The sequence below is a fragment of the Micromonospora sp. NPDC126480 genome (genome assembly GCF_040302465.1).
Taxonomy (GTDB): domain Bacteria; phylum Actinomycetota; class Actinomycetes; order Mycobacteriales; family Micromonosporaceae; genus Micromonospora.
In genome coordinates this window covers 1-21219 of sequence record NZ_JBEORU010000015.1, presented here as the reverse complement: position 1 = coordinate 21219, position 21219 = coordinate 1, and the positions used below count along the sequence as shown (strand labels likewise).

Sequence of the window (21219 nt, the reverse complement as noted above, 5' to 3'; positions counted from 1 at the left end):
ATGAAGTTGTCGGCGCGACATGCCGCGGCCGACGCCGACAACTTCATGATCAACGCGGGTGCAGGCTGGTCTCCAGGGCGTCGAGGGCGGCGGGGACGGTGTCCACGACGGTGAGCAGCGCGAGGCCGGCCGGCTTCAGGAAGGCCTGGCCGGCGAGACCGGCCAACCAGTCGAGCAGGGGGCGGTAGAAGCCGTCGGTGTCCACGATGACCATCGGCTTGCTGTGCAGGGTCAGCGTGGCGGTGGTCCAGACCTCGAACAGCTCGTCCAGGGTGCCGAGGCCGCCGGGCAGGGTGAGGAACGCGTCCGACTTGTCGATCATGAGGGTCTTGCGGTCGGCCATCGACTCGGTGACCAGCAGTTCATCGGAGGCGAGGTCGGCGACCTCCAGGTCCACCAGGGACTGCGGGATCACCCCGACCGTGCGTCCACCGGCCGCCCGCGCGCCGTCGGCCAGGGCACCCATCATGCCGACGCAGCCACCGCCGCTGACCAGCGTGTGGCCCCGCCCGGCGATCGCCGCGCCGGTCTCGGTCGCCAGGTCCAGCCAACGCTGATCGAGCGTACGGGAGGAGGCGCAGAACACACAGATCGCCGCCACGGTCAGTCCCGGCCCCCCTCGTCGGCGGCGGCGGTCTGCTCGGCCGCCGCCCGGGCGACCGCCTCCTCGCGGACCGCCTCCTGCTCCGCGGAGAGCGCCGCCTCCGCCTCGACGATGTGCCGCACCGCCGAGTTGACGTCGTCGGTGACGCAGATCAGCTCCAGGTCGACCGCACCGATCTTGCCGTCCGCCGCCATCGTGTCGCGCAGCCAGTCGAGCAGCCCGCGCCAGTAGTCGAGGCCCATCAGCACCACCGGGAAGCGGGTCACCTTGCCGGTCTGCACCAGGGTGAGCGCCTCGAACAGCTCGTCCATCGTGCCGAAACCGCCGGGGAGCACCACGAACGCCTGCGCGTACTTGACGAACATGGTCTTGCGGGCGAAGAAGTAGCGGAAGTCGATCGCCAGGTCGACCCAGTCGTTGATGCCCTGCTCGAAGGGGAGTTCGATGCCCAGGCCGACGGAGAGACCGCCCGCCTCGGTGGCACCCCGGTTGGCCGCCTCCATCACACCCGGACCCCCGCCGGTGATGACCGCGTAGCCGGCCCGGGCCAGCGCGCCGCCGAGCGCCTCGGCCAGCCGGCACTCCGGGCTGCCCGGCCGGCTCCGCGCCGACCCGAAGACGCTCACCGCCGGCGGGAGGTCGGAGAGAGTGTCGAAGCCCTCCACGAACTCGGAGAGGATCCGCAGTGCGCGCCAGGCGTCCCGGGTCTTCCAGTCGCTGCGCTGGCGCGAGTCGAGCAGCCGCTGGTCAGCGGTGCTGCTGGTGACCGCCCCACGCCGCAGCGTGACCGGGCCCCGATGCCGCTCGCGCCACGGCTCCCGCTCCCCCGGCCGCCCGTTGCCCTCACTCATGGGAGCAACCGTAGTGGAGACGCACCCGGCCGGTACGCAGCGCCAGCAGTCCGGAAATTCCTCGCCGGATCGGGCAACTATTTCGCTCGCTCGTACGTCTTACTATTCACATACCGGGTATGCCCCGGCACGCGCCTTCGGGGGAGGAGCCAGCGTGATCACCAACAGCGAGAAGATGCGGATCCGCCGTCAGATGCAGCGGCGGATCCGGGACGTGGTGGCCGAGCGCCGCCGCGCCCGGCTGATGGAGCCGGCGACCACGGACCTGACCGGCGACCCGGCGGAGCCCACCGCCGGTGAATCGGCGCTGAGCCGGACGACCTGATCCGCGCGCTCCCCGCCGGCCGGGAGGGTCGGGGGGCGACCTCCCGACCGGCGGGAGCGCGCCGGGTCAGGCCGCGGCGAGCCAGCGGTGCAGGGTCGCCGCGCCGTCGCGGATCTTGCTGATCTCGACGTGCTCGTCCGGATGGTGCGCGAGGTTGGGGTCGCCGGGGCCGAAGTTGAGCGCCGGGATGCCCAGAGCCGCGAACCGGGCCACGTCCGTCCAGCCCAGCTTGCCGATGGGCGGCGCGCCGACGGCCGCCAGGAACTCCTTCGCCGGCGCCGCCTCCAGGCCCGGCGCGGCACCCGCGGCCGAGTCGGTGACCGTCACCTCGAAGCCCTCGAACACCCCGCGCACGTGTGCCTCGGCCTGCTCGGGCGTACGGTCCGGCGCGAAGCGGTAGTTCACCTCGACCTCGCACCGGTCCGGCACCACGTTGCCGGCGACCCCGCCACGGATCCGCACCGCGTTCATGCCCTCGCGGTAGTCGCAGCCGTCGATGGTCACCCGGCGCGCCTCGTACGCCTGGAGGCGGCGCAGCACCTCGCCGGCCCCGTGGATCGCGTTGACCCCGTGCCAGGAGCGCGCCGAGTGGGCACGGACACCGCTGGTGGCCACGATCGTCCGCATGGTGCCCTGGCAGCCCGCCTCGACGATGCCGTACGTGGGCTCCAGCAGCAGCGCGAAGTCGGCCTGGAGCCATTCGGGGTGCGCCTCGGAGACGAGGAAGAGGCCGTTGTACTTCGACTCGATCTCCTCCGCCTCGTAGAAGAAGTACGTCACGTCGTACCGCGGCTCGGGCAGGGTCACCGCGAGGTGCAGCGCGTACGCCACGCCGCTCTTCATGTCCGAGGTGCCGCACCCGTACATGAGGTCGCCGCGCACGGTGGACGGGAAGTTGTTGTTGAGCGGGACCGTGTCGAGGTGCCCGGCGAGCACCACCCGCTGCGCCCGGCCCAGGTCCGTGCGGGCCATCACGGTGTTGCCGTGCCGGTGGGTGCTCAGGTGCGGAACCCTGCGCAGCACCTCCTCGACACAGTCGGCGATCGCCTTCTCGTCCAGGGAGACCGACTCGATGTCGACCAGGGCACGGGTCAGGGCCACCGGATCGGCGAGGACCTCGGGGGTCAGCGGGTTTTCCATAAGCCGCACGGTACCTTCAAGTGCGGTGAGCGCGAGGAGTGAGCCTGCGAGCCCCGCAGTCGCGAAACGAGAGGTGGCGCAGTGAGCAACGCGGAGTCTGCCTGGGGAATCGGCCTGGCCACCGTTACCGCTGAGGATCAGGTGCTCGACACCTGGTATCCGACCGGCAAGCTGGGACTCGGCGAGTTGCCGCTGGTCCCCGGCGAGGACGAGGCCGACGTCCTCGACCTGCCGCCGGGAGCGGTCGGCGACCGGGCGCTGCCGGGTCTGCGTACCGTCCAGGTGGTCACCGTGATCGGCTCGTTGGAGGACCCGATCAAGGACGCCGCCGACGCGTACCTCCGGTTGCACCTGCTCTCCCACCGCCTGGTGCGGCCCAACGAGCTGAACCTGGACGGGATCTTCGGCAAGCTGGCCAACGTCGCCTGGACCTCGGCGGGGCCCTGCCCGCCGGAGCGGGTCGACGAACTGCGCGTCATCGAGCGGGCCGCCGGCCGGCACCTCGCGGTGTACGGGGTGGACAAGTTCCCCCGGATGACCGACTACGTGGTCCCCTCCGGAGTTCGGATCGCGGACGCGGACCGGGTCCGGCTCGGCGCCCACCTCGCCTCCGGCACGACCGTGATGCACGAGGGCTTCGTCAACTTCAACGCCGGGACGCTCGGCGCCTCGATGGTCGAGGGGCGCATCGTGCAGGGCGTGGTGATCGGGGACGGCTCCGACATCGGCGGTGGCGCCTCCATCATGGGCACCCTGTCCGGGGGCGGCACCGAGAAGGTCCGCATCGGCGAGCGGAGCCTGATCGGCGCCAACGCGGGCGTGGGCATCTCGCTCGGCGACGACTGTGTGGTGGAGGCGGGCTGCTACGTCACGGCCGCGTCCAAGATCACCCTGCCCGACGGCCGGGTGGTGAAGGCCCGCGAGCTGTCCGGCGTCGACGGTCTGCTGTTCTGGCGCAACTCCGTGACCGGCGGGCTGGAGGCGAAGCCGCGTTCCGGCCGGGGCATCGCGCTCAACGCCGCGCTGCACGCCAACGACTGACCGGTCGACCGCCCGGCGGGCCCGCGGAACGGCCGCGGACCCGCCGGAACGGCTCACTTCAAGCGGTACGCCTGACTGATCCGCGTGGTCACCGTGTTGCCGTCGGTGTCCCGGGCGCTGGCCCGCAGCGACACGTACCCCGCGGCGTCGCGGTGCCGGACCAGCGCGGTCCAGCCGCTGCCCGTGCGCAGCACCGTCGCCTTCCGCCACGTCTTCCCGCCGTCGTACGAGACGTCGACGGTCAGCTTCGCGACGGTCGCGCGGCCCGCACCGGGCTGGCGCCGCACCTCGACCGGGATCGGCAGCAGCCGGCCGGCGCGGGCGCTGTTGTCGACGGCCAGCGGCGGGTTGAACCGGATCGACGACAGCGGCAGCCGGACGAAGTCCTCGCCGGCCACATGCTTTGACCGGAAGGTCCAGGTGGACTCCACCTCGGTGCTGAGGTCGGTGAAGCCGCGGGTCGCCTCGACGGTGAGCCGGTAGTCCGCCGCGGCCGGCGGCACCGGGAACGCGCCGTAGCCGGCGTACTCCGACTCGCCGACCAGCTTCCCGTTGCGCCAGAGCCGCGTCCGCTCGGTGTCGGTCAGCGAGCCGCCGGGGTGGCCGGCGGCGTCGCTGAAGACCGGCAGGCCGACGTAGATGGTGTCAGCCTGGCGGCTGACGCTCTGCTCCGGCCAGCGCGGCGCCGGGAAGGACGGCCCGTACGGGGCCTGGTTCCAGGCCTCGTGGGCGATCCGGCCGGCGCGGTACGCCGTCGGAACGGAGAAGAGCGCGGCCTTCGGTTCCAGCCAGCCCGACTCCGGGTCGGGCACGCCGAAGTCGATCTCGGACTCCCAACGCACCCCCCTGGTGTTGTAGTACTCGACCCGTTGGCCGGGCACGGTGGTGGGCAGGATCACCGCCGACCCGCCGGTGTTGTACTCCAGCACGGGTAGGACGAAGCGCTCCGCCAGCATCCCCTCGTAGCCGCCGCGGAACCGGTGCAGCACGGTGGCGAGGTCGCTCGCCCGGTAGTGCCGGACGAAGCCGGTGGGCATCCGGCCGGGAATCGCCTCGCTGAGCGCGTACAGGTAGGGGCTGTGCGCCGCTTCCAGGTCGGCCCACTGGCTGCTGACGGTGGCCACGAACGTCTCGTCGGAGACGCGGCCGCCGCCGGCCTGGCCGGTGGTGAGGCCGTCGAAGCTGTCCGCCCACAGGCCGACGTTGTAGATGCTGCCGTCGGAGCCGAAGAAGACCGAGCTGAGGTCGACCAGGGCGGGTGTCGCACCCGGCCGGGGGATTGTCGTCCGGACCGGCTTCGCGGTCCGCGCGTCCAGGGTGACGGCCCGGTCGCGATCGACCACCAGCTCCGGCGCCGCCAGCATGGTCATGCCGACCGGCCCCTCCTCGGACTCCGGCTCGAAGATCAGCGAGTTCAGCCCGTACCGGCCCTTGGGGAGCCGCACCTCCACGGTGCCGTCGGTGTCGTAGGCGTCCCGGGCGCTGAACGAGTCCAGCCCGAGCAGCATGGTCCAGTGCTCCGCCGTGGTCGCCCCGGCCCGGTCCCGGTGGGTCACGGTGAGCGTGTAGCTCTCCACCTCGCGGTTCACCGCCAGCGGGGTGACGGCCACCGTGTCCCCGGAACGGGCCACCACCCGGCCGGTCCAGTAGCCGTCGGCGTCACCCAGCCGGGTGTCCACGGTGACGGTGGTCTCGACCGCACCACCGGCCGGGACGGTGACCCGTTCCGCGCCGAGGGTGAACATGCCGGCGGGCGCCGGCCGACCGCCGGGGCCGGTCGCCACGACCGTGAGGTCGAGCGTGACCGCGCCGGAGCCCGAGTTGCGCCAGGCGACGGTACGGGTGACCGGCGTGTCGTCGTCGTGCGGCCAGAGGACCCGGCCGAAGGACACGCTTGCCGGGTCACTGGTCACCGCCTGCCCGATCGCGCGGGTCAGGTCGACCCGCCCGGCCCCCTGCTGGTAGGCGGTCTGCTCCGGGTGCGGCCGGGCGGACGCCATCAGGGTCGACTTGAGCTGCCCCGCGGCCCAGTCCGGGTGCCGCTGGGCGAGCAGCGCCGCCGCGCCGGCGACGTGCGGGGTGGCCATCGAGGTGCCGGAGAGCCGCACGTACCGCTCCCCCACCGGGTCACCGATCTGCCCGTTCGCGGACCGGGCGGCGACGATGTCCACCCCGGGTGCGGTGATGTCGGGCTTCAGCGCGTCGTCGCCGACCCGCGGCCCCCGGCTGCTGAAGTCGGCCAGCTCGTCGTCCCGGTCGACCGCACCGACGGCCAGGGCGGCGTCCGCGCTGGCCGGTGAGCCCACCGAGGCGTCCACTCCGTCGTTGCCGGCCGCGATCACGAAGAGCGCGCCGGTCTGCGCGGTCAACGCCCCGACCGCCTCCTCCAGCGGGTCGACCTCGGGGCCGTCCCAGCCGCCCAGGCTCATGTTGATCACATCGGCCCGCTTGTCGACCGCGGCCCACTGCATGCCGGCCAGGATCGCCGACTCGGTGCAGCCGAAGTCCTCGCAGACCTTGCCGTCGAGCAGCGTGGCGTCGGGCGCCACGCCCTTGTACCGGCCGCCGGACGCGGCGCCGCTGCCGGCGATTGTCGAGGCGACGTGGGTCCCGTGCCCGACGGTGTCCCGGGCGTCGGGCGTCTCGGTGAAGTTGCGCGCCTCGGCCACCTGGCCGGCCAGGTCGGGGTGGGTGACGTCGACGCCGGTGTCCAGCACCGCCACGGTCACCCCCGTGCCGGTGAGGCCCGCCGACCAGGCGGCGGGCGCGCCGATCTGGCCGACACTGTGGTCGAGGGTGACGGTGCGGCGGCCGTCGAGCCAGAGCCGCTCGACGCCCCCCGCCGCGCCGAGCCGGGCGCCGGGCGTACCGGCGCCGAGGGCGGACCACACCGCGCCGGCGTCGGACTTGCCGGCGGTCACCGCGGCGCCGTTGATCGCCGGCAGGTCGCGGGTCACCCGCGCGCCGGCCGGTACGGCGGCGCCACGCCGGGCCCGGGCGTTCGCGTACGACACGAGCAGCGGCAGGGTGTCGCGGCGGGCGTCGTCGTAGCCGGCGGCGATCAGCCCGGTGACGTCGAAGAGCCGGCGGTCGACCCGACCGGCCTGGATCAGCGGAACCGCGTCCTGCGGCACGACGGACAGGTGGCCACGCTCCCGGCGGACCAGGAAACGCAGGTCCTCCCGATCCGGGCCGGGGCGCACCGCGGCCTTGCCGGCGGCGGTCACGGTGACCCGGTCCCCGGTGATCAGGGTGACGGTGTGCGACCTGCCGGCCGCCCTGGCCGGCGCGGCCGACGCGGCGTCCGACGCGGTGCCTGCCGGGGGCGCGGCGGAGGCGGTGGCCGGCGTGGTCACCGCCAGCGCGAGCACGAGGCCGATGACGGCCGTTTTTCTTCTCCTGTGCAACGGATCCTCCTCGTCGAGCGTTTGTATCTACGGGAGTCGCATTGACGGTCATCATAATTACATACCGGGTATGCACTGTGTGGTCCGGAAGATGACGTTCCACCGACATTTCTGAGTCGGAGTCCGGCATGATCGGCCGGTGACTTCCATGAAGGAGCGCATGCGCGCCGGCGAGCCCTACCTCGCCGACGACCCCGAGATCGAGGCCGACCGCAACCGCGCCGCCGCGTTGATGGAACGGTTCAACGCCACCCCCAACGCCGGGCCGGAGCGGGAGGAGGCCCTGCGGGAACTGCTCGGCGAGGTCGGTACGGGAACCTACGTCCGGCCGCCGCTCTACATCGACTACGGATCGCAGATCACCATCGGCCCGCGCAGCTTCGTCAACTTCAACGCGGTGCTCCTCGACGTCGCCCCGATCACGATCGGCGCCGACGTCCAGATCGGGCCGAACGTGCAACTGCTCACCCCCACCCACCCCGTCGAGCCGGAACCACGGCGGGACAAGTGGGAGGCGGCCGAGCCGATCGTCATCGGCGACAACGTGTGGCTCGGCGGTGGGGCGATCGTGCTGGCCGGCGTGACCATCGGGGCGAACACGGTGGTCGGTGCCGGCGCGGTGGTCACCAAGGACCTACCGCCGAACGTCGTCGCCCTGGGCAACCCCGCCCGGGTGGTCCGCGAGCTGGCGTGACCCGCTAGGCGGGCGAGGGCTCGGTGAGGCGTACCACCAGGTCGGCCCGGTGCGCGGTACCGGCCACCAGGGCGGCGTTCGCCTCGTCGGAGCCGTACGCCCAGGTCCGGGCCTCCTCGGGCGAACGCCCGTACGCCTCGTGCCGCGCGGTGAGCCGGCGCAGCCGCAGCTCCGCGTCGAGGTCCAGGAACCACGCCTCGTGCAACAGCGCCCGGAGCTCCTCCCACGGCCAGTCGGACAACAGCAGGTAGTTGCCCTCGGTCACCACCAGCCGGACCTCGGGCGGCACCTCGATCGCCCCGGCCACCGGCTCCTCCAGATCCCGCCGGAACTCCGGCGCGTACACCGAGGTGGGTTCCAGGCGCCGCAGCCGGCGCAGCATCGAGACGTAGCCGTTGGCGTCGAAGGTGTCCACGGCGCCCTTGCGCGCCGACCGGCCCAGCCGGACCAACTCGGCCTGCGCCAGGTGGAAGCCGTCCATCGGGACCAGCCGGGCGGCCGGGCCGACCGCGGCGACGACCTGCTCGGCCAGCGTGGACTTGCCGGCGCCGGGAGCGCCGGCGATGCCCAGCAGCTGGCGCGGGCCGGCGTCGGCGAGCGCGCGGGCACGCGCCACCAGCTCGTCGACGGGTACGACCCGGGCCGTCGCCATCAGTCGAGGACCGGCTCGCTGATCGTGAACCGCGCGTGCACCGCCGCCTGCACGGTCTGCTGCCGCGGGTCCAGCTCCAGCTCGGGTGTCCCGCCGGCCTCGGCCGCGTACGCCATCCGGGCCAGCATCGGCCGGTCGGTGTCGGCGTCGGCCAGCTCGACCAGAGCGGTGACCCGGGCGCCGAGCGCCTCGGCGTACTCCCGGGCGCGGTGCAGCGCGTCGGCGATGGCGGCGTGCCGGGCCTCGCGGTGCACCGGGCTGTCCGGGCGCAGCGACCACCACGGACCCGCCACCTCGACCTGGTCCTGGTCGGCGAGGCGGAGCATCAGCTCGCCCAACGTGGTGAAGTCGCTGACCGTGACGGTGGTGCTCACGCTGCCGTGGTACGCGACCACCCGCTCCCCGGAGCGCCGGGTCTCCGGCCGGACGCGCAGCTCGCCGGTCTCCCGCCGCTCGATCACCGGGCCGTACCCGTCGAGGAGCACCCGGACGGCGGCGGCCCGCTCGGCCAACCGGCTCAGCGTGGTCTCCCGGTCCCGGTCCCGGGCCATCGCGGTCACCGTGAACTGGGCCAGCTCGGGCTGGACCTCCCGGTACGCCTCGCCGCGCACCGCCACGACCGGTCCGTCCACCATGCCCTCACCCTAACCGCGGTCGCGGCCCGTCACGCTCCGGACGGCTCCGGGAGGTGGGCGGTGTAGGAGACCCGGTCCGCCCGGACGTGGCAGCCGCCCAGGTGGCCGCCGGCCGCGCCGACCTCGCGCAGCCAGGCCACCTCCTCGGTGTGGTCGCCGCCGGCCGGGAAGTCCCGGACCCGGGTGCGGTACGCGGGACGGGACAGCAGGTCGCGAGTGGCGCCCGCGGCCGCCTGCAGCGCGGTGAGCCGGTCGGCGTCACCGGCCCGCAGGGCGGCGGCCAACTCGTCCAGGTACGCCGTGACACCGGCCAGTTCGCCCAGCACCCGGTCCCGGTTGCCGAGCAGCATGTTGGCGGTCCGTGCCGCCGGGGTGGCGGCGACCCGGGTGCCGTCGCGGAAGCTGCCGGCCGCCAGGGCGAGCACCGCGTCGCGCAGCGGCGCCCGGTCCGCCGCCCCGGCCAGCGCGCCGGCGAGCAGGTGCGGCACGTGCGAGGCCAGCGCCACGGCGGCGTCGTGGTCGGCCGGGGTCATCGGCACGACGCGCGCCCCGAACAGCTCCACGAGCAGCCCGGTGAGCCGGCGGAAGGCGGGCGTCCCGGTGCCGGCCGCCGGGCAGAGCACCCACGCGGCGGAGTCGAGCAGGGTGGGCGTGGCGGCGGCGAGCCCGGCGGACTCGGCACCGGCCATCGGGTGGCCCGGCACGAAACGGTCGAGCAGGTCGCGCTGCTCCGCGAAGGCCGCCAGCGCACCCTTGGTGCTGCCCACGTCGGTCAGGACGCAGTCCGCGGGGGTCGCCGCGGCCACCCGCAGCAGCGTGTCCGGCAGGGCGGGCAGCGGCCCACAGCAGAACACCAGATCCCGCCCGGCCACCGCCTCGTCAAGCGTCTCCGGGACGCGGAGACCCCGGCCGCGCGCGTACGACCGGGTGGCCGGATCCGGGTCCCAGCCGGCGACGTCGACCCCGGCCCCGTGCAACCGCAGCAGCACCGACCCGCCGATCAGGCCGGTGCCGACCACCGCGGCCCGCGGTGCCGCCCCGGCCCGCACCACGATCAGCCGCGCAGCCGGTCGGCCACCGCCGCCACGCGCTCGTCGGACTCGGTGAGCGCCGCGCGAACGTGCCGGGCGCCGGCCGGCCCGTAGAAGGCGCCGGCCGCGACCAGGATGCCCCGCCGGGCCAGCCGGTCGACCGTCTCCCAGCAGTCCTCGTCCCGGGTCAGCCACAGGTAGAGGCCGGCCTCCGAGTGCTCGACGGTGAACCCGGCGGCGGCGAACGCGGCGCGCAGCACGGCACGCCGGGCCCGGTAGCGTTCCCGCTGCTCCTCGGCGTGCCGCTCGTCCCGCAGGGCGGCCACCATGGCGGCCTGCACCGGCGCGGGAACGATCATCCCGGCGTGCTTGCGCACCTTGAGCAACTCGGCGACCAGCGCCGGGTCGCCGGCGACGAACCCGGCCCGGTAGCCGGCGAGGTTGGAGCGCTTGGAGAGCGAGTGCACCGCCAGCACCCCGTCGTACGACCCGCCGCAGACCTCGGGCGACAGCACCGAGACCGGTTCGGCGTCCCAGCCCAGCGGCAGGTAGCACTCGTCGCTGGCGACGACCGCGCCGCGCTCCCGGGCCCAGTCGACCACCTTCCGCAGGTGGGGCGCGGGCAGCACCCGGCCGGTCGGGTTGCCCGGCGAGTTGACCCACACCAGGCGGACGCGAGGGGTCGGGCCGACGGCGGTCAACGAGTCGGCCCGGACCACGGTGGCCCCGGCGAGCCGGGCCCCGTCCTCGTACGTCGGGTAGGCGATCGACGGCACCACGACCACGTCACCGGGCCCGATCCCGAGCAGCGTCGGCAGCCAGGCGACCAGTTCCTTCGAGCCGACCGTCGGCAGCACGCCGAGGCCGTCCACCCCGGCGCCGCAGGCCCGCGCCACCCAGGCCGCGATCGCGTCCCGCAGAGCGGGCGTGCCGGCGGTCAGCGGGTAGCCCGGGGCGTCCGAAGCGTCGGCAAGCGCCTGCCGGATCAGCGCGGGCACCGGGTCGACCGGCGTGCCCATGGAGAGGTTGATCGGGCCGTCCGGGTGCGCCGCGGCCAGGCCGGCCGCGGCGTCCAGGGTGTCCCAGGTGAACTCGGGCAGCCGAGCCGAGACCGGCGCGGGCCGGTTCAGTGGCCCTCTCCGCGGGGCGGCTGGGCGGCGACGAACGTCGCGTCCTTCTCCACCTTGCCGATCTTCGAGGCGCCACCGGGCGAGCCGAGGTCCTCGAAGAACTCGTAGTTGGCCGCGGTGTAGTCCTTCCACTGTTCCGGGACGTCGTCCTCGTAGAAGATCGCCTCGACCGGGCACACGGGCTCACAGGCACCACAGTCGACGCACTCGTCGGGGTGGATGTAGAGCATCCGATTGCCCTCGTAGATGCAGTCGACCGGGCACTCCTCGATGCATGCCTTGTCGAGCACATCCACGCACGGCTCGGCGATGATGTAGGTCACCGGTCTTCTCCTCCGCAAGACACGCCGCGATCACCCGCGACGGTAAGAGCCTAGTATCTCGCCGGGGAGGGGGTCGATCGTGCTCCGACAGCAGGATGTGGGACACCGGATCGTGGTCCGCCGGATTGTGGGGATTCGCGAAGGCCGCCCGCTCTTCTCGGACGCCCTCGGCGAGTTGGTCGAGCTGAGCGAGACCCATCTCACCATCGCCACCGCGCAGGGCCGGATCGAGGTGCCGGTCGCCGAGGTGCACCGGGCCAAACGGGTGCCGCCGGCCCGCCGGCCGACCGCCGCCGCGGTGGTGGCGCTGGAACGCGCCGCCGACGAGGCCTGGCCCGCGCCGACCCGGGCCCGCCTGGGCGACTGGCTGCTGCGCAGCGCCGACGGCTGGACCGGGCGGGCCAACTCGGCGCTGCCGGTCGGCGACCCGGACCGGCCGCTCCCGGCCGCGATCGACGCGGTGGTGCGCTGGTACGCCGATCTCGGCCGGCCGGCCCTGGTCAACACCCCGCTCCCGCTGGCCGCGCCGGTCGGCGCGGAGCTCGACGCGCGGGGCTGGACGAGTCGGCCGACCGTGCTCGTGCAGACGGTTCCGCTGTCCGCGATACCGCCCGCACCGGCGGGGTCGGCCGGGGCACCGCCCGTCGAGCTCGCCACCGCGCCGTCACCCGACTGGCTGGCGATCGCCGCCGGTCGCAAGAACGGCCTGCCGGACGCCGCCCGGCACGTGCTCACCGCCGTGGACCAGGTCCGCTTCGCACAGGTGTACGCGGGCGACCGGCTGGTCGCGGTCGGTCGCGGCACGGTCACCGGGGCGGGCCGCTGGCTCGGCCTGAGCCTGATCGAGGTGCTGCCCGAGGCCCGCCGGCAGGGGCTGGCCCGCCGGGTGATCCACGCGCTGGCCGACTGGGGCGCGGCGGCCGGCGCCACCGACGCCTTCCTACAGGTCGAGCAGCGCAACACCGGCGCGGTGGCGCTCTACGGCGCGCTGGGCTTCACCACCCACCACACGTACCTGACCCGGGTCGCACCGCCGGCCTGACGCGGGACGCGGCCCGGTTTCGGCAAGACTCCGTCAGCGGCGCACCGGCTTGCGCGGCTTGGCGGCCTTCGTCTCGGCGTACCGCTTGAGGCTCTGCGACCGGTGGTCGAGGCCGAGCGCGACCGCCAGCAGGTAGCCCAGCAGCACGCCGATGCCGGTGGCCGCGAGGTAGAGCCAGATCTGGGCGAAGAACATGCCGGCGCCGTCGCCGAACGGGTTCCGCCCGACCAGCAGCGGGCCGACGAAGACCGTGAGCGCCAGTGCGACGCCGACCGCGGCGGTCACGTCGGCGGCCCACCCGGCAACCGGCCGGTGCCGGCTCCAGACGAAGGCGACCACGGCCAGGATCAGCCCGAGCACCACGAACATCCCGAGCGACACCCGGTCGGCGGCGGTGGTGTCGTCGCCGTCGAACCCGAACCGGATGATCAGCCGGGCGACCACGTTGACCAGGAACAGCGCACCCGCGAGCACTCCGACCGCGCGCCACCGTTGACTCATCGCACCCCTCCCGCCGTACCGCCCCGCCGCCCTCCGGCGGGCCTTCCTGGCAGGAATATCTACCATTGGAAGCTGTGCGGCGTCAGGCCCCGGGACGGTCGGGCGGCGGCGGGGCCAGGATCTGGCGGAAGCCCATCACCGCGAACGTCATCGCACCGGCCACCACGAGGAGCAGATCCACCCACGTCCCGGTCAGCAGCACGTCCCCCTCGGCGGTGCGGATGCCGGCCACCGCCACGATCGCGAACCACGGCACCGCCGGCAGCGCCACCGCCCACCGGCGTTCGACCGTGCGGTGGGCGAACCAGCTCAGCAGGACGTTCGCGGCGACCGCGACCAGCACCGCCACCCCGATGAGCTGCCCGCCGACCCGGGCCGGGGCGAGGATCAGCTCGAGCACCGCGCTCACCACTCCGCCGACGACGGAGAGTACGCCGCCGGCGACCCGCAGGACGAGGTCGACCGCGCGGCCGGAGCGCTCCGGCAGCGGCGGCACGCTCTCGTCGGGCACGACCGACACCGGCGCGGCGGGGAGCGTCACCGGGAACCGGCCGCGCCGACCGGGAAGCGATCCGGGTCCCCGGTGACCGGAAGCCCCGCGAACAGATCGTCCTCCCAGCCGTACGGGCCGGTGCCGGGCCCCTTCTCGCCGGCCGCGAGCGTGTAGTACTCCACGCCCATGAACTCGCTGCCGAAGTTCCCGGCGATCGAGTACAGCCAGGAGGTGTCCGGGATCTGGGTGGCGTGCGCCCGCATCGCCGCCTCCTTGGCGGCGTGCTGGTCGGTGGCGTCGATCCGGGCCGCGATCTGCGCGTCGGGCGTGCAGAACGGCAGCTCGGTCGCCTCCTCGATGCCCACGAACGGGTTGTCCGACGAGCCGGCGAAGTGTTCCATCCCGGCCTCCAGCACACTCTGCGGCATCGCCGTCCAGTAGACCTTCGCCGGGCCGAAGCCCTCGGCGCCGGCCAGCTCGGCGGCGCGCATCGCCACCCGGTGCGCCTGGATGTGGTCCGGGTGGCCGTAGAAGCCGTTCCCGTCGTACGTGACCATGACCTGCGGCCGGATCTCGCGCATGATCTCCACCAGGTGCCCGGCGGCCTCGTCCAGGTCGGCCTGCCAGAAGGCGCGCGGATGCTCGTTGGTGGCGAGGCCCATCATGCCCGAGTCGCGGTAGCGGCCGGCGCCGCCGAGGAACCGGTGGTCGCTGACCCCGAGCGCGCGGCAGGCGGCGGCCAGCTCCGCGATGCGGTAGCCGCCGAGCTGGTCGGCCTCGGCCGCGGCGAGCTGCGCCAGCTCCGGCACGTGGATCTCACCCTCCTCGCCCAGGGTGCAGGTCACAAGCGTGACGTGGGCACCGGCGGCGGCGTAGTGGGCCATCGTCGAGCCGGTGCCGATGGCCTCGTCATCGGGGTGCGCGTGGACCAGCAGGAGCCGGCGATCGGGCAGCGTCGTCACGCCCGTCACTCTAACCGGCGGTTCTCTCCCGCCGGCCCGGACGCGTGCAGGCAGGTCGGCCACATCACCTCCGGCACCGTCCTACGATCCGACGTGTGGACTTTCCGGAGCTGGCCGCGCGTACCCGTCGGTTCCGCCACGGGACGCCGCGCGCGATCTCGGTGGCCGACGACGGCTCGCGGGTGGTCTTCCTCCGCTCGTCCGGCCCGGAGGATCCGGCCGACGCGCTCTGGCTCCTGGACGTCGCCAGCGGGGAGGAGCGGCTGGTCGCCGACCCGGCGGCGCTGCTCGGCGGCGACGCCGACGAACTCGGACCGGGCGAGCGGGCGCTGCGGGAGCGCCTGCGGTTGAGCACCTCCGGCATCGGGTCGTACGCCCTCGACACGGCCGGGCGGGTCGCCGTCTTCGCGCTCGCCGGGCGGCTGTTCCGGGCCGACCTGGTGCACGGCGACGTGGTCGAGGTGGCCGCCGTCGGCCCGGTGCTGGACCCCCGGCCCGACCCGACCGGGCAGCGGCTGGCGTACGTGACCGACGCGGCCGAGGGGGTCCGCCGCGGCGAGCTGCGGGTCGTCGAGCACGACGGCACGGACATGATGCTGGCCGGCGAGGACTCCGGGGTGACCTGGGGACTGGCCGAGCACGTCGCGGCGGAGGAGTTCGACCGGTTCCGGGGCTACTGGTGGGCACCCGACGGGCGGTCGGTGCTCGCCGCCCGGGTGGACGAGTCGCGGCTGGACCGCTGGCACCTGCACGACCCGGCCGACCCGGCGAGCCCGCCGACCACCGTCGCGTACCCCCGGGCCGGCGGGCCCAACGCCGAGGTCAGCCTGCACCTGCTCGACCTCGACGACGGCTGGGTCGACGTGCACTGGGACCGGGAGACCTACCCGTACCTGACGACCGTGCACTGGGCCGACGGCGGCCCGCTGATCACGGTGCTGCGCCGGTCGCAGCAGCACGGGCTGGTGCTGGCGGTGGACCCGCGTACCGGGGAGACCCAGGTGCACGCGGAGCTGGCCGACCCGCGCTGGGTGGACCCGATTCCCGGCACGCCCGCCCACCTGCCGGACGGCCGGGTGCTGGTCGGCGGGGAACTGGCCCACGACGGGTACGACGCGCGCTGCCTCTTCGCCGACGGGACCCTGCTCACCCCGCCGTCGCTGTACGTGCGCCGGGTGGTGGGCCGGCTGCCGGCCACCTCCGGCAACGGGCCGGCGGACCTGCTTGTGGAGGCGAGCGAGGGCGAGCCCAGCGAGCAGCACCTGTTCCGGGTCCGCACCACGATCGGCGGGGGTGTGGACGCCCGGCGGATCACCACCGGCTCGGGCTGGCACGTCGCCGCGGTGGGCGGGGACGTGCTGGTGCTGGGCAGCGCCACGCTGGACCACGCCGGCTGGCGGTGGACGGTGTCGCGGAACGACCGGGAGGTGGCCGAGCTGCGGTCGTTCGCGGCGACTCCGCCGTACTCCCCGCTGCCGCTGCTGGAGCGGGTGACCGACCGGCGGCTGCCGGCGGCGGTGCTCTACCCGGACAACCACGTCACGGGCCGCCGGCTGCCGGTGCTGCTGGACATCTACGGCGGCCCCGGCCACCAGGAGGTGCTCGCCGCCCGGTCGGCGTGGCTGGAACGGCAGTGGTGGGCCGACGCGGGGTTCGCGGTGGTCGTGGTCGACAACCGGGGTACGCCGGGGGTGGCGCCGTCGTTCGAGAAGGCGATCCACCGGCGGATGGCGGACGTGATCCTCACCGACCAGGTCGAGGCGCTCACCGCGCTCGCCGACAAGCACCCGGACCTGGACCTGGGTCGGGTGGCCGTGCGGGGCTGGTCGTTCGGCGGCTGGCTGGCGGGGCTGGCGGTGCTGCGCCACCCGGAGCTGTTCCGCTGCGGGATCGCCGGCGCGCCGGTGACCGACTGGAGCCTGTACGACACCGCCTACACGGAGCGCTACCTCGGCCTGCCGGAGGACGGGGCGGACGTGTACGCGCACCACTCGCTTGTGGAGCTGGCCGCCGAGCGGCCGGCCCGCCCCGAGGAGGCCCGGCCGCTGCTGCTGGTGCACGGCCTGGCCGACGACAACGTGGTGGCCGCGCACACGCTGCGGCTGTCGGCGGCGCTGCTGGGCAGCGGTCGGCCGCACGCGGTGCTGCCGCTGACCGGCGCGACGCACATGGCCGCCGGCGGCGTCCGCGAGAACCTGCTGAAGCAGGAACTGACCTTCCTCCGCACCCACTTGATGTAAGGAAGGGCCCCTTCTTAACGCCTGCGGTAGAGGAAGGGCCCCCTGTTAACAACACGAAAGGCCCCGGCCGACGTCGTTGTCGACCGGGGCCCGCTTCCGCGGTACGGGTTACGGCTTCACGTACGCGTTGACGAACGACGGGTACCCGAAGACGCTGGAGATGAACACCCCGCCGGCCTTCGAGCCGTGCACCACGTAGGCCACGTCGACGTAGAGCGGCACGACCGGCGCGTGCTCCTTCATGATCCGCTCGTCGAGCTTGCCCCACTCCGGGCCCTGCTCGGCCGGCGACAGGGCCAGGATCCGGTCCATCTCGGCGTTGATCGCCGGGTCGTTGAAGTACGACTGGTTGCTGTTGCCCTCGGCCTTGATGCTGCGGCCGTCGTAGAGCACCGGCAGGATCGAGGCGCCGCTCGGCCAGTCCGCCGCCCAGTTACCGATGTACAGGTCCCAGGGGTTGTCCTTCTTCTTGATCTCGTCGAGCTTCGAGTCGTCCGGGATGTTCCGCACGGTGATCTTGAAGCCGGCGCGCTCCAGGTTGCCCTTGAGCTGGGCACCCATCTGCTGCTCGGTGGTGTTGTCGGCGACACCGAGGACCAGCTCCGGCGTCTGGCCGCCGAGCAGCTCCTTGGCCTTCTCCGGGTTGCCGTTGGGGCCCGCCGGGTACGCGTCGTACGCCTTGTGCCCGATCGTCGACGACGGCATGAGGGTGGTCATCGGAGAGGCGACGGTCTGCCCACCGAGCGCCTTGACCAGGCCCTCCCGGTCGATGGCGTAGTTCAACGCCTGGCGCACCTTCAGGTCGGTGACCCGCTGGGTGTTGATGACCAGCTGGTTCGCGCTCGGCGTCGGCGACAGGATGGTCCGGGACTTGAGCGCCTGGTCGTTCGCGACCCGGGCGACAAGCGACGCCGGCACGAAGTTCCAGGCCACCGCGCTCTGGTCGGCGCCGTTGTCGGCGATCACCCGGTTGTTGGCGGCGTCGGCGGTCGGGCCGAAGCTCCACACGAACTTGTCCGGGTACTGGTGCCGCACCGGGTCGGTGTTCGGGTCCCAGTGCTCGTTGCGCTCCAGCACGATCTCGGTGCCCTGGGTGTACTTCGTGATCTTGTACGGCCCGGACGAGAACGGCTGGTTGTCCAGGTTGACGCCGGTGTCCTTGTCGGCGGGCAGCGGCGCGGTGGTCGGCAGCGAGACCGCGAACGGCAGGTCGCAGCGCGGCTTGGCGAACTGGAAGCGCAGCGTCTTCTCGTCCGGCGTGGTCAACCCCGGCGGCAGCGCGGCCTTGTTCGCCTTGAAGTCCCACGCGGTGTCGTACTGCGGGGAGTCGGCGAGCCACTCCTGGATGTAGGTCGGGCCGCTGGTGAGGTCCGGGTCGAAGGAGCGGGCGATGCCGTACGCGACCTCCTTGGACGTGATCGGGCGGCCGTCCTCGAACTTGACGCCGTCCTTGATCTTGAATTCCCAGACCTTGCAGTCGTTGTTGACGTTGGTGCCCGGCGTCTCGGCCAGGTCACCGACGAGGACCAGGCCGCCCTTGCCGTCGTCCTTCCAGGTGGTCAGGTAACGGGCGAAGAGCGGCGACGCCATCAGGCCCGCGAACGAGTACGTCCGCTGCGGGTCCAGGTGGGAGATGGGGGTCTCCCGGATGATGGTGAAGGTGCCGCCCTTCTGGGCGCCGGGCACCTCCGCCGCCGGGCCCATCGACTCCTTCGGGTCGGTGGCGATGACCCCGGTCTGCTGCCGGTTCGTGTCCACCGTGGTGCCCTCGCCCGTGTTCTCCGAGCACGCACCCAGGGCCACCACCAGTGCGATCGCGCCGCCTGCGGCGGCCGCCACGCGTGGTCGCATTCCTACCTCCTCCACCCCGGTCGCGCCGGCGGACCACCGGCGTCCCGAGGATCGTAAAGAAGAAAACCTTCGAGTTGTGTAACAGTTGTCGATAAATTTCGCCGCTGCCGGGCGAGCGGCCGGGCGGGCTGCCCGCCGCGGCACGCGACCCCGGCGGGTCACCCCAGGCGTACGCGGGGGTCGATGGCCGCGTACAGGAGGTCCACCACCACGTTCGCCACCACCACGAAGACGGCCGCGATCAGGACGGTGGCCATGATGGTCGGCAGGTCGCCGGCCCGGACCGCCTCCACCGCAGCCCGCCCCAGGCCCTGCAGACCGAAGGTGGTCTCGGTGATGACCGTGCCGCCCAGGGCGGCGCCGACGTCGAGGCCGGCGATGGTGACCACCGGCGTGATCGCCGCCCGCAGCGCGTGCCGCCCGTACACCGTCGGTTTTGCCAGGCCCTTCGCCCGCGCGGTCCGGACGAAGTCCTCCGACAGCGTCTCCAGCATCTGGGCCCGGGACAGCCGGGCGTAGATCGCCGAGAAGAGGAACGCCAGCGCGAGCCACGCGAGCACCAGTCCACTCGCCCACTTCACCGGACTCTCGAAGATCGAGGTGTAGCTCGGCACCGGCAGCAACCGCAGGTTGTAGACGAAGACCAGCAGCAGGACCGCGCCGACGAAGTAGAGCTGGAGGGAGGCGCCGGTCAGCGAGAAGCCGATCGCGGCCCGGTCCAGCCAGGTGCCCCGCCGAAGCGCGGAGATCATGCCCAGCCCGACACCCAGCAGCAGCCAGAGGATCGCGGCCGGAAGCACGATGCTCAGCGTCACCGGCAGCACCCGGGTGATGGTGTCCAGCACCGCCTCGTTGTTGACGTACGACCAGCCGAGGCAGGGCGCGTCGCACTGGCCGCCCTGCGCGCTGCCCAGGTCCCGGCCGGTGAAGATGCCCTTCATGTAGCCGGTGTACTGGGTGAGCAGGGGATCACGCAGGCCCAACTCCTGGCGGACCCGCTCCAGCCGCTCGGGGTTGCAGTTCTTCGGGCACATGCCGCTGACCGGGTCGCGCGGCAGCGCGAAGAACATCAGGAACGTCAGCACACTCACCGCCCAGAGGGTGAGCACGGCGGAGAGGATCCGCTTGATCAGAAAGCGCGCCATGTCAGCACCTACCGGGACGACTTCGGGTCGAGCGCGTCGCGCAGCGCGTCACCGAAGAGGTTGAACGCGAACACGAGCGCGAAGATCATGATGCCGGGGAAGAAGACGAACGCCGGGTCGGTCTGGAGGTAGTCCAGGCTCTGGTAGATCATCCGGCCGAAGCTCGGCGTCTCCTCGGTGAGCCCGACCCCGATGAACGACAGCGCCGCCTCGCTGGTGATGAACTGCGGCACGGCCAGCGAGAACGACACCAGGATCGGCGCCCAGATGTTCGGCAGCAGCTGCCGGAAGAGCATGTGCCCCAGCCCCGCGCCGCTGGCCCGTGCCGCCTCCACGAACTCCCGCTCGCGCAGCGCGATCACCTGCCCCCGGACCAGCCGGGCGGTGCTGGTCCAGCCGAAGACCGCGAAGATGGCGATCAGCACCCCGACGCCGAAGGCCGGCGGCACCGCGTCCCGCGGTCCGTAGAAGCGCAGCGTCAGCGTGGGGGTCAACGCCAGCGCGATGATCAGGAACGGCATGGCGAGGGTGAGGTCGGTGATCCAGTTGACCACGGCGTCCAGCCACCCGCCCAGGTAGCCGGCGAGCGCGCCCAGTGCGATGCCGAGCACCGTGGTGATCACGGCGGCCGCGAACGCGATGAACAGTGACGTCCGCAACCCGTACACCAGCCGGATGAAGATGTCCCGGCCGAGGCCCGGTTCCAGCCCGAAGAAGTGGTCGCCGGAGACGCCGCCCGCGTAACCGAGGGGCATGCCGAAGCCGTCGAGCTTGTTCTGGAACTGGTCGCGTGGCCCGACGCCGTACAGCGCCTCGATCAGCGGCGCGGCGAGCGCCACCAGCACGAAGACCACCAGCAGTGCGCCGCTGACCACGGCCGTACGGTCGCGGCGCAGCCGCAGCCAGGCGAGCTGCCCGGGCGAGCGGCCGACGAACCGCTTCTCCCGGGGCGCCTCGGTGTCCCCGCCGGATTCGACCTCGGCCAGCGCCACACCGTCCACCGGCGACAGGCTCATCGTGGCATCTCCTCGACGGCTGACTCCGGCCCACCGTTGGTGAGCGGTCCGGTTTCGGGGAAGTGGCAGGCGGTGGCCTGCCGGCCGCCGGCGCGGGGTTCCAGGGCGGGTTCGGTGCTGGCGCAGATGTCCTGGG

Annotated in this window: 20 protein-coding genes; 5 read left to right on the top strand and 15 right to left on the bottom strand. The window is 73.2% G+C overall.

Annotated features, from left to right (window positions below; all coding sequences use genetic code 11):
- Positions 1–49: 49 nt before the first annotated feature.
- Together ABTW87_RS15905 and ABTW87_RS15900 are read right to left on the bottom strand one after the other, a co-directional pair.
- Positions 50–601 (bottom strand): LOG family protein, encoded by a 552-nt coding sequence (locus ABTW87_RS15905; RefSeq protein ID WP_350651554.1) that lies wholly within the window; start codon positions 599–601, stop codon positions 50–52.
- A gap of 2 nt (positions 602–603) precedes the next feature.
- On the bottom strand, positions 604–1455 hold the full coding sequence (locus tag ABTW87_RS15900) for an LOG family protein (RefSeq protein ID WP_350651553.1): 852 nt from the start codon (positions 1453–1455) through the stop codon (positions 604–606).
- 154 nt (positions 1456–1609) lie between these two features.
- Here ABTW87_RS15900 and ABTW87_RS15895 point away from each other — a divergent pair, with 154 nt between their 5' ends.
- A complete protein-coding gene (locus tag ABTW87_RS15895) occupies positions 1610–1780 on the top strand; it encodes a hypothetical protein (RefSeq protein ID WP_350651552.1) in 171 nt (56 codons plus the stop codon).
- A gap of 66 nt (positions 1781–1846) precedes the next feature.
- Here the strand turns inward: ABTW87_RS15895 and dapE are convergent, their stop codons facing one another.
- On the bottom strand, positions 1847–2920 hold the full coding sequence (gene dapE, locus ABTW87_RS15890; protein ID WP_350651551.1) for a succinyl-diaminopimelate desuccinylase: 1074 nt from the start codon (positions 2918–2920) through the stop codon (positions 1847–1849).
- A gap of 81 nt (positions 2921–3001) precedes the next feature.
- Here dapE and dapD point away from each other — a divergent pair, with 81 nt between their 5' ends.
- Positions 3002–3961, top strand: a complete 960-nt coding sequence (gene dapD / locus ABTW87_RS15885) for a 2,3,4,5-tetrahydropyridine-2,6-dicarboxylate N-succinyltransferase (protein ID WP_350651550.1) — start codon at positions 3002–3004, stop codon at positions 3959–3961.
- Between the two features lie 53 nt (positions 3962–4014).
- Here dapD and ABTW87_RS15880 read toward each other — a convergent pair whose 3' ends face one another.
- Positions 4015–7332 carry a S8 family serine peptidase gene (locus tag ABTW87_RS15880; protein WP_350651672.1) on the bottom strand — a complete coding sequence of 1106 codons (3318 nt, stop codon included), beginning with the start codon at positions 7330–7332 and terminating at the stop codon, positions 4015–4017.
- Between the two features lie 175 nt (positions 7333–7507).
- On the opposite strand from ABTW87_RS15880, the gene ABTW87_RS15875 reads away from it, so the two are divergent.
- Positions 7508–8062, top strand: a complete 555-nt coding sequence (locus ABTW87_RS15875; protein ID WP_350651549.1) for a sugar O-acetyltransferase — start codon at positions 7508–7510, stop codon at positions 8060–8062.
- A gap of 4 nt (positions 8063–8066) precedes the next feature.
- Here the strand turns inward: ABTW87_RS15875 and ABTW87_RS15870 are convergent, their stop codons facing one another.
- From ABTW87_RS15870 to fdxA, 5 genes are read right to left on the bottom strand one after another with little or no spacing between them, the layout of a single operon-like run.
- The gene (locus ABTW87_RS15870) at positions 8067–8714 is read right to left on the bottom strand and encodes a nucleoside/nucleotide kinase family protein (protein WP_350651548.1); all 648 of its coding nucleotides are present in this window, start codon (positions 8712–8714) and stop codon (positions 8067–8069) included.
- Positions 8714–9349: an SIMPL domain-containing protein gene (locus ABTW87_RS15865; protein ID WP_350651547.1), complete on the bottom strand. Its 636-nt coding sequence runs from the start codon at positions 9347–9349 to the stop codon at positions 8714–8716. The genes ABTW87_RS15870 and ABTW87_RS15865 overlap by 1 nt, the downstream gene beginning before the upstream one ends.
- 29 nt (positions 9350–9378) lie before the next feature.
- Positions 9379–10407: a prephenate dehydrogenase gene (locus tag ABTW87_RS15860; protein ID WP_350651671.1), complete on the bottom strand. Its 1029-nt coding sequence runs from the start codon at positions 10405–10407 to the stop codon at positions 9379–9381.
- Positions 10404–11510, bottom strand: coding sequence for a succinyldiaminopimelate transaminase (gene dapC, locus ABTW87_RS15855; protein WP_350651670.1), 1107 nt, complete (start codon positions 11508–11510; stop codon positions 10404–10406). The genes ABTW87_RS15860 and dapC overlap by 4 nt, the downstream gene beginning before the upstream one ends.
- Entirely contained in the window at positions 11507–11833 is a 327-nt protein-coding gene (gene fdxA, locus ABTW87_RS15850; protein WP_088992046.1) for a ferredoxin, read from the bottom strand. Before fdxA ends, dapC begins: the two co-directional genes overlap by 4 nt.
- A 79-nt stretch (positions 11834–11912) precedes the next feature.
- Between fdxA and ABTW87_RS15845 the strand changes: the two genes are divergently transcribed.
- Complete coding sequence (locus tag ABTW87_RS15845; RefSeq protein WP_350651546.1) at positions 11913–12875, top strand: GNAT family N-acetyltransferase; 963 nt, start codon at positions 11913–11915, stop codon at positions 12873–12875.
- A 33-nt stretch (positions 12876–12908) separates the two neighbouring features.
- Here the strand turns inward: ABTW87_RS15845 and ABTW87_RS15840 are convergent, their stop codons facing one another.
- From ABTW87_RS15840 to mshB, 3 genes are all read right to left on the bottom strand, one after another.
- Complete coding sequence (locus ABTW87_RS15840) at positions 12909–13376, bottom strand: hypothetical protein (RefSeq protein ID WP_350651545.1); 468 nt, start codon at positions 13374–13376, stop codon at positions 12909–12911.
- An 82-nt stretch (positions 13377–13458) separates the two neighbouring features.
- Positions 13459–13917 (bottom strand): hypothetical protein, encoded by a 459-nt coding sequence (locus tag ABTW87_RS15835; protein ID WP_350651544.1) that lies wholly within the window; start codon positions 13915–13917, stop codon positions 13459–13461.
- Positions 13914–14840: an N-acetyl-1-D-myo-inositol-2-amino-2-deoxy-alpha-D-glucopyranoside deacetylase gene (gene mshB, locus ABTW87_RS15830; protein WP_350651543.1), complete on the bottom strand. Its 927-nt coding sequence runs from the start codon at positions 14838–14840 to the stop codon at positions 13914–13916. The genes ABTW87_RS15835 and mshB overlap by 4 nt, the downstream gene beginning before the upstream one ends.
- An 86-nt stretch (positions 14841–14926) precedes the next feature.
- On the opposite strand from mshB, the gene ABTW87_RS15825 reads away from it, so the two are divergent.
- Positions 14927–17071, top strand: a complete 2145-nt coding sequence (locus tag ABTW87_RS15825) for a S9 family peptidase (protein ID WP_350651542.1) — start codon at positions 14927–14929, stop codon at positions 17069–17071.
- A 108-nt stretch (positions 17072–17179) separates the two neighbouring features.
- Here ABTW87_RS15825 and ABTW87_RS15820 read toward each other — a convergent pair whose 3' ends face one another.
- The 3 genes from ABTW87_RS15820 to ABTW87_RS15810 form a co-directional block, all read right to left on the bottom strand.
- Positions 17180–18922 (bottom strand): ABC transporter substrate-binding protein, encoded by a 1743-nt coding sequence (locus tag ABTW87_RS15820; RefSeq protein ID WP_350651541.1) that lies wholly within the window; start codon positions 18920–18922, stop codon positions 17180–17182.
- Positions 18923–19080: 158 nt separating this feature from the next.
- The gene (locus ABTW87_RS15815) at positions 19081–20067 is read right to left on the bottom strand and encodes an ABC transporter permease (RefSeq protein ID WP_350651540.1); all 987 of its coding nucleotides are present in this window, start codon (positions 20065–20067) and stop codon (positions 19081–19083) included.
- Positions 20068–20075: 8 nt separating this feature from the next.
- On the bottom strand, positions 20076–21083 hold the full coding sequence (locus ABTW87_RS15810) for an ABC transporter permease (RefSeq protein ID WP_350651539.1): 1008 nt from the start codon (positions 21081–21083) through the stop codon (positions 20076–20078).
- Positions 21084–21219: the final 136 nt, after the last annotated feature.

Bases quoted from the DNA above. Each gene is read 5' to 3' on its own strand.
- ABTW87_RS15810 (WP_350651539.1), bottom strand. From the start codon at position 21,083: ATGAGCCTGTCGCCGGTGGACGGTGTGGCGCTGGCCGAGGTCGAATCC.
- ABTW87_RS15820 (WP_350651541.1), bottom strand. From the start codon at position 18,922: ATGCGACCACGCGTGGCGGCCGCCGCAGGCGGCGCGATCGCACTGGTG.
- ABTW87_RS15815 (WP_350651540.1), bottom strand. From the start codon at position 20,067: ATGGCGCGCTTTCTGATCAAGCGGATCCTCTCCGCCGTGCTCACCCTC.
- ABTW87_RS15870 (WP_350651548.1), bottom strand. From the start codon at position 8,714: ATGGCGACGGCCCGGGTCGTACCCGTCGACGAGCTGGTGGCGCGTGCC.
- ABTW87_RS15865 (WP_350651547.1), bottom strand. From the start codon at position 9,349: ATGGTGGACGGACCGGTCGTGGCGGTGCGCGGCGAGGCGTACCGGGAG.
- dapE (WP_350651551.1), bottom strand. From the start codon at position 2,920: ATGGAAAACCCGCTGACCCCCGAGGTCCTCGCCGATCCGGTGGCCCTG.
- ABTW87_RS15840 (WP_350651545.1), bottom strand. From the start codon at position 13,376: ATGAGTCAACGGTGGCGCGCGGTCGGAGTGCTCGCGGGTGCGCTGTTC.
- ABTW87_RS15900 (WP_350651553.1), bottom strand. From the start codon at position 1,455: ATGAGTGAGGGCAACGGGCGGCCGGGGGAGCGGGAGCCGTGGCGCGAG.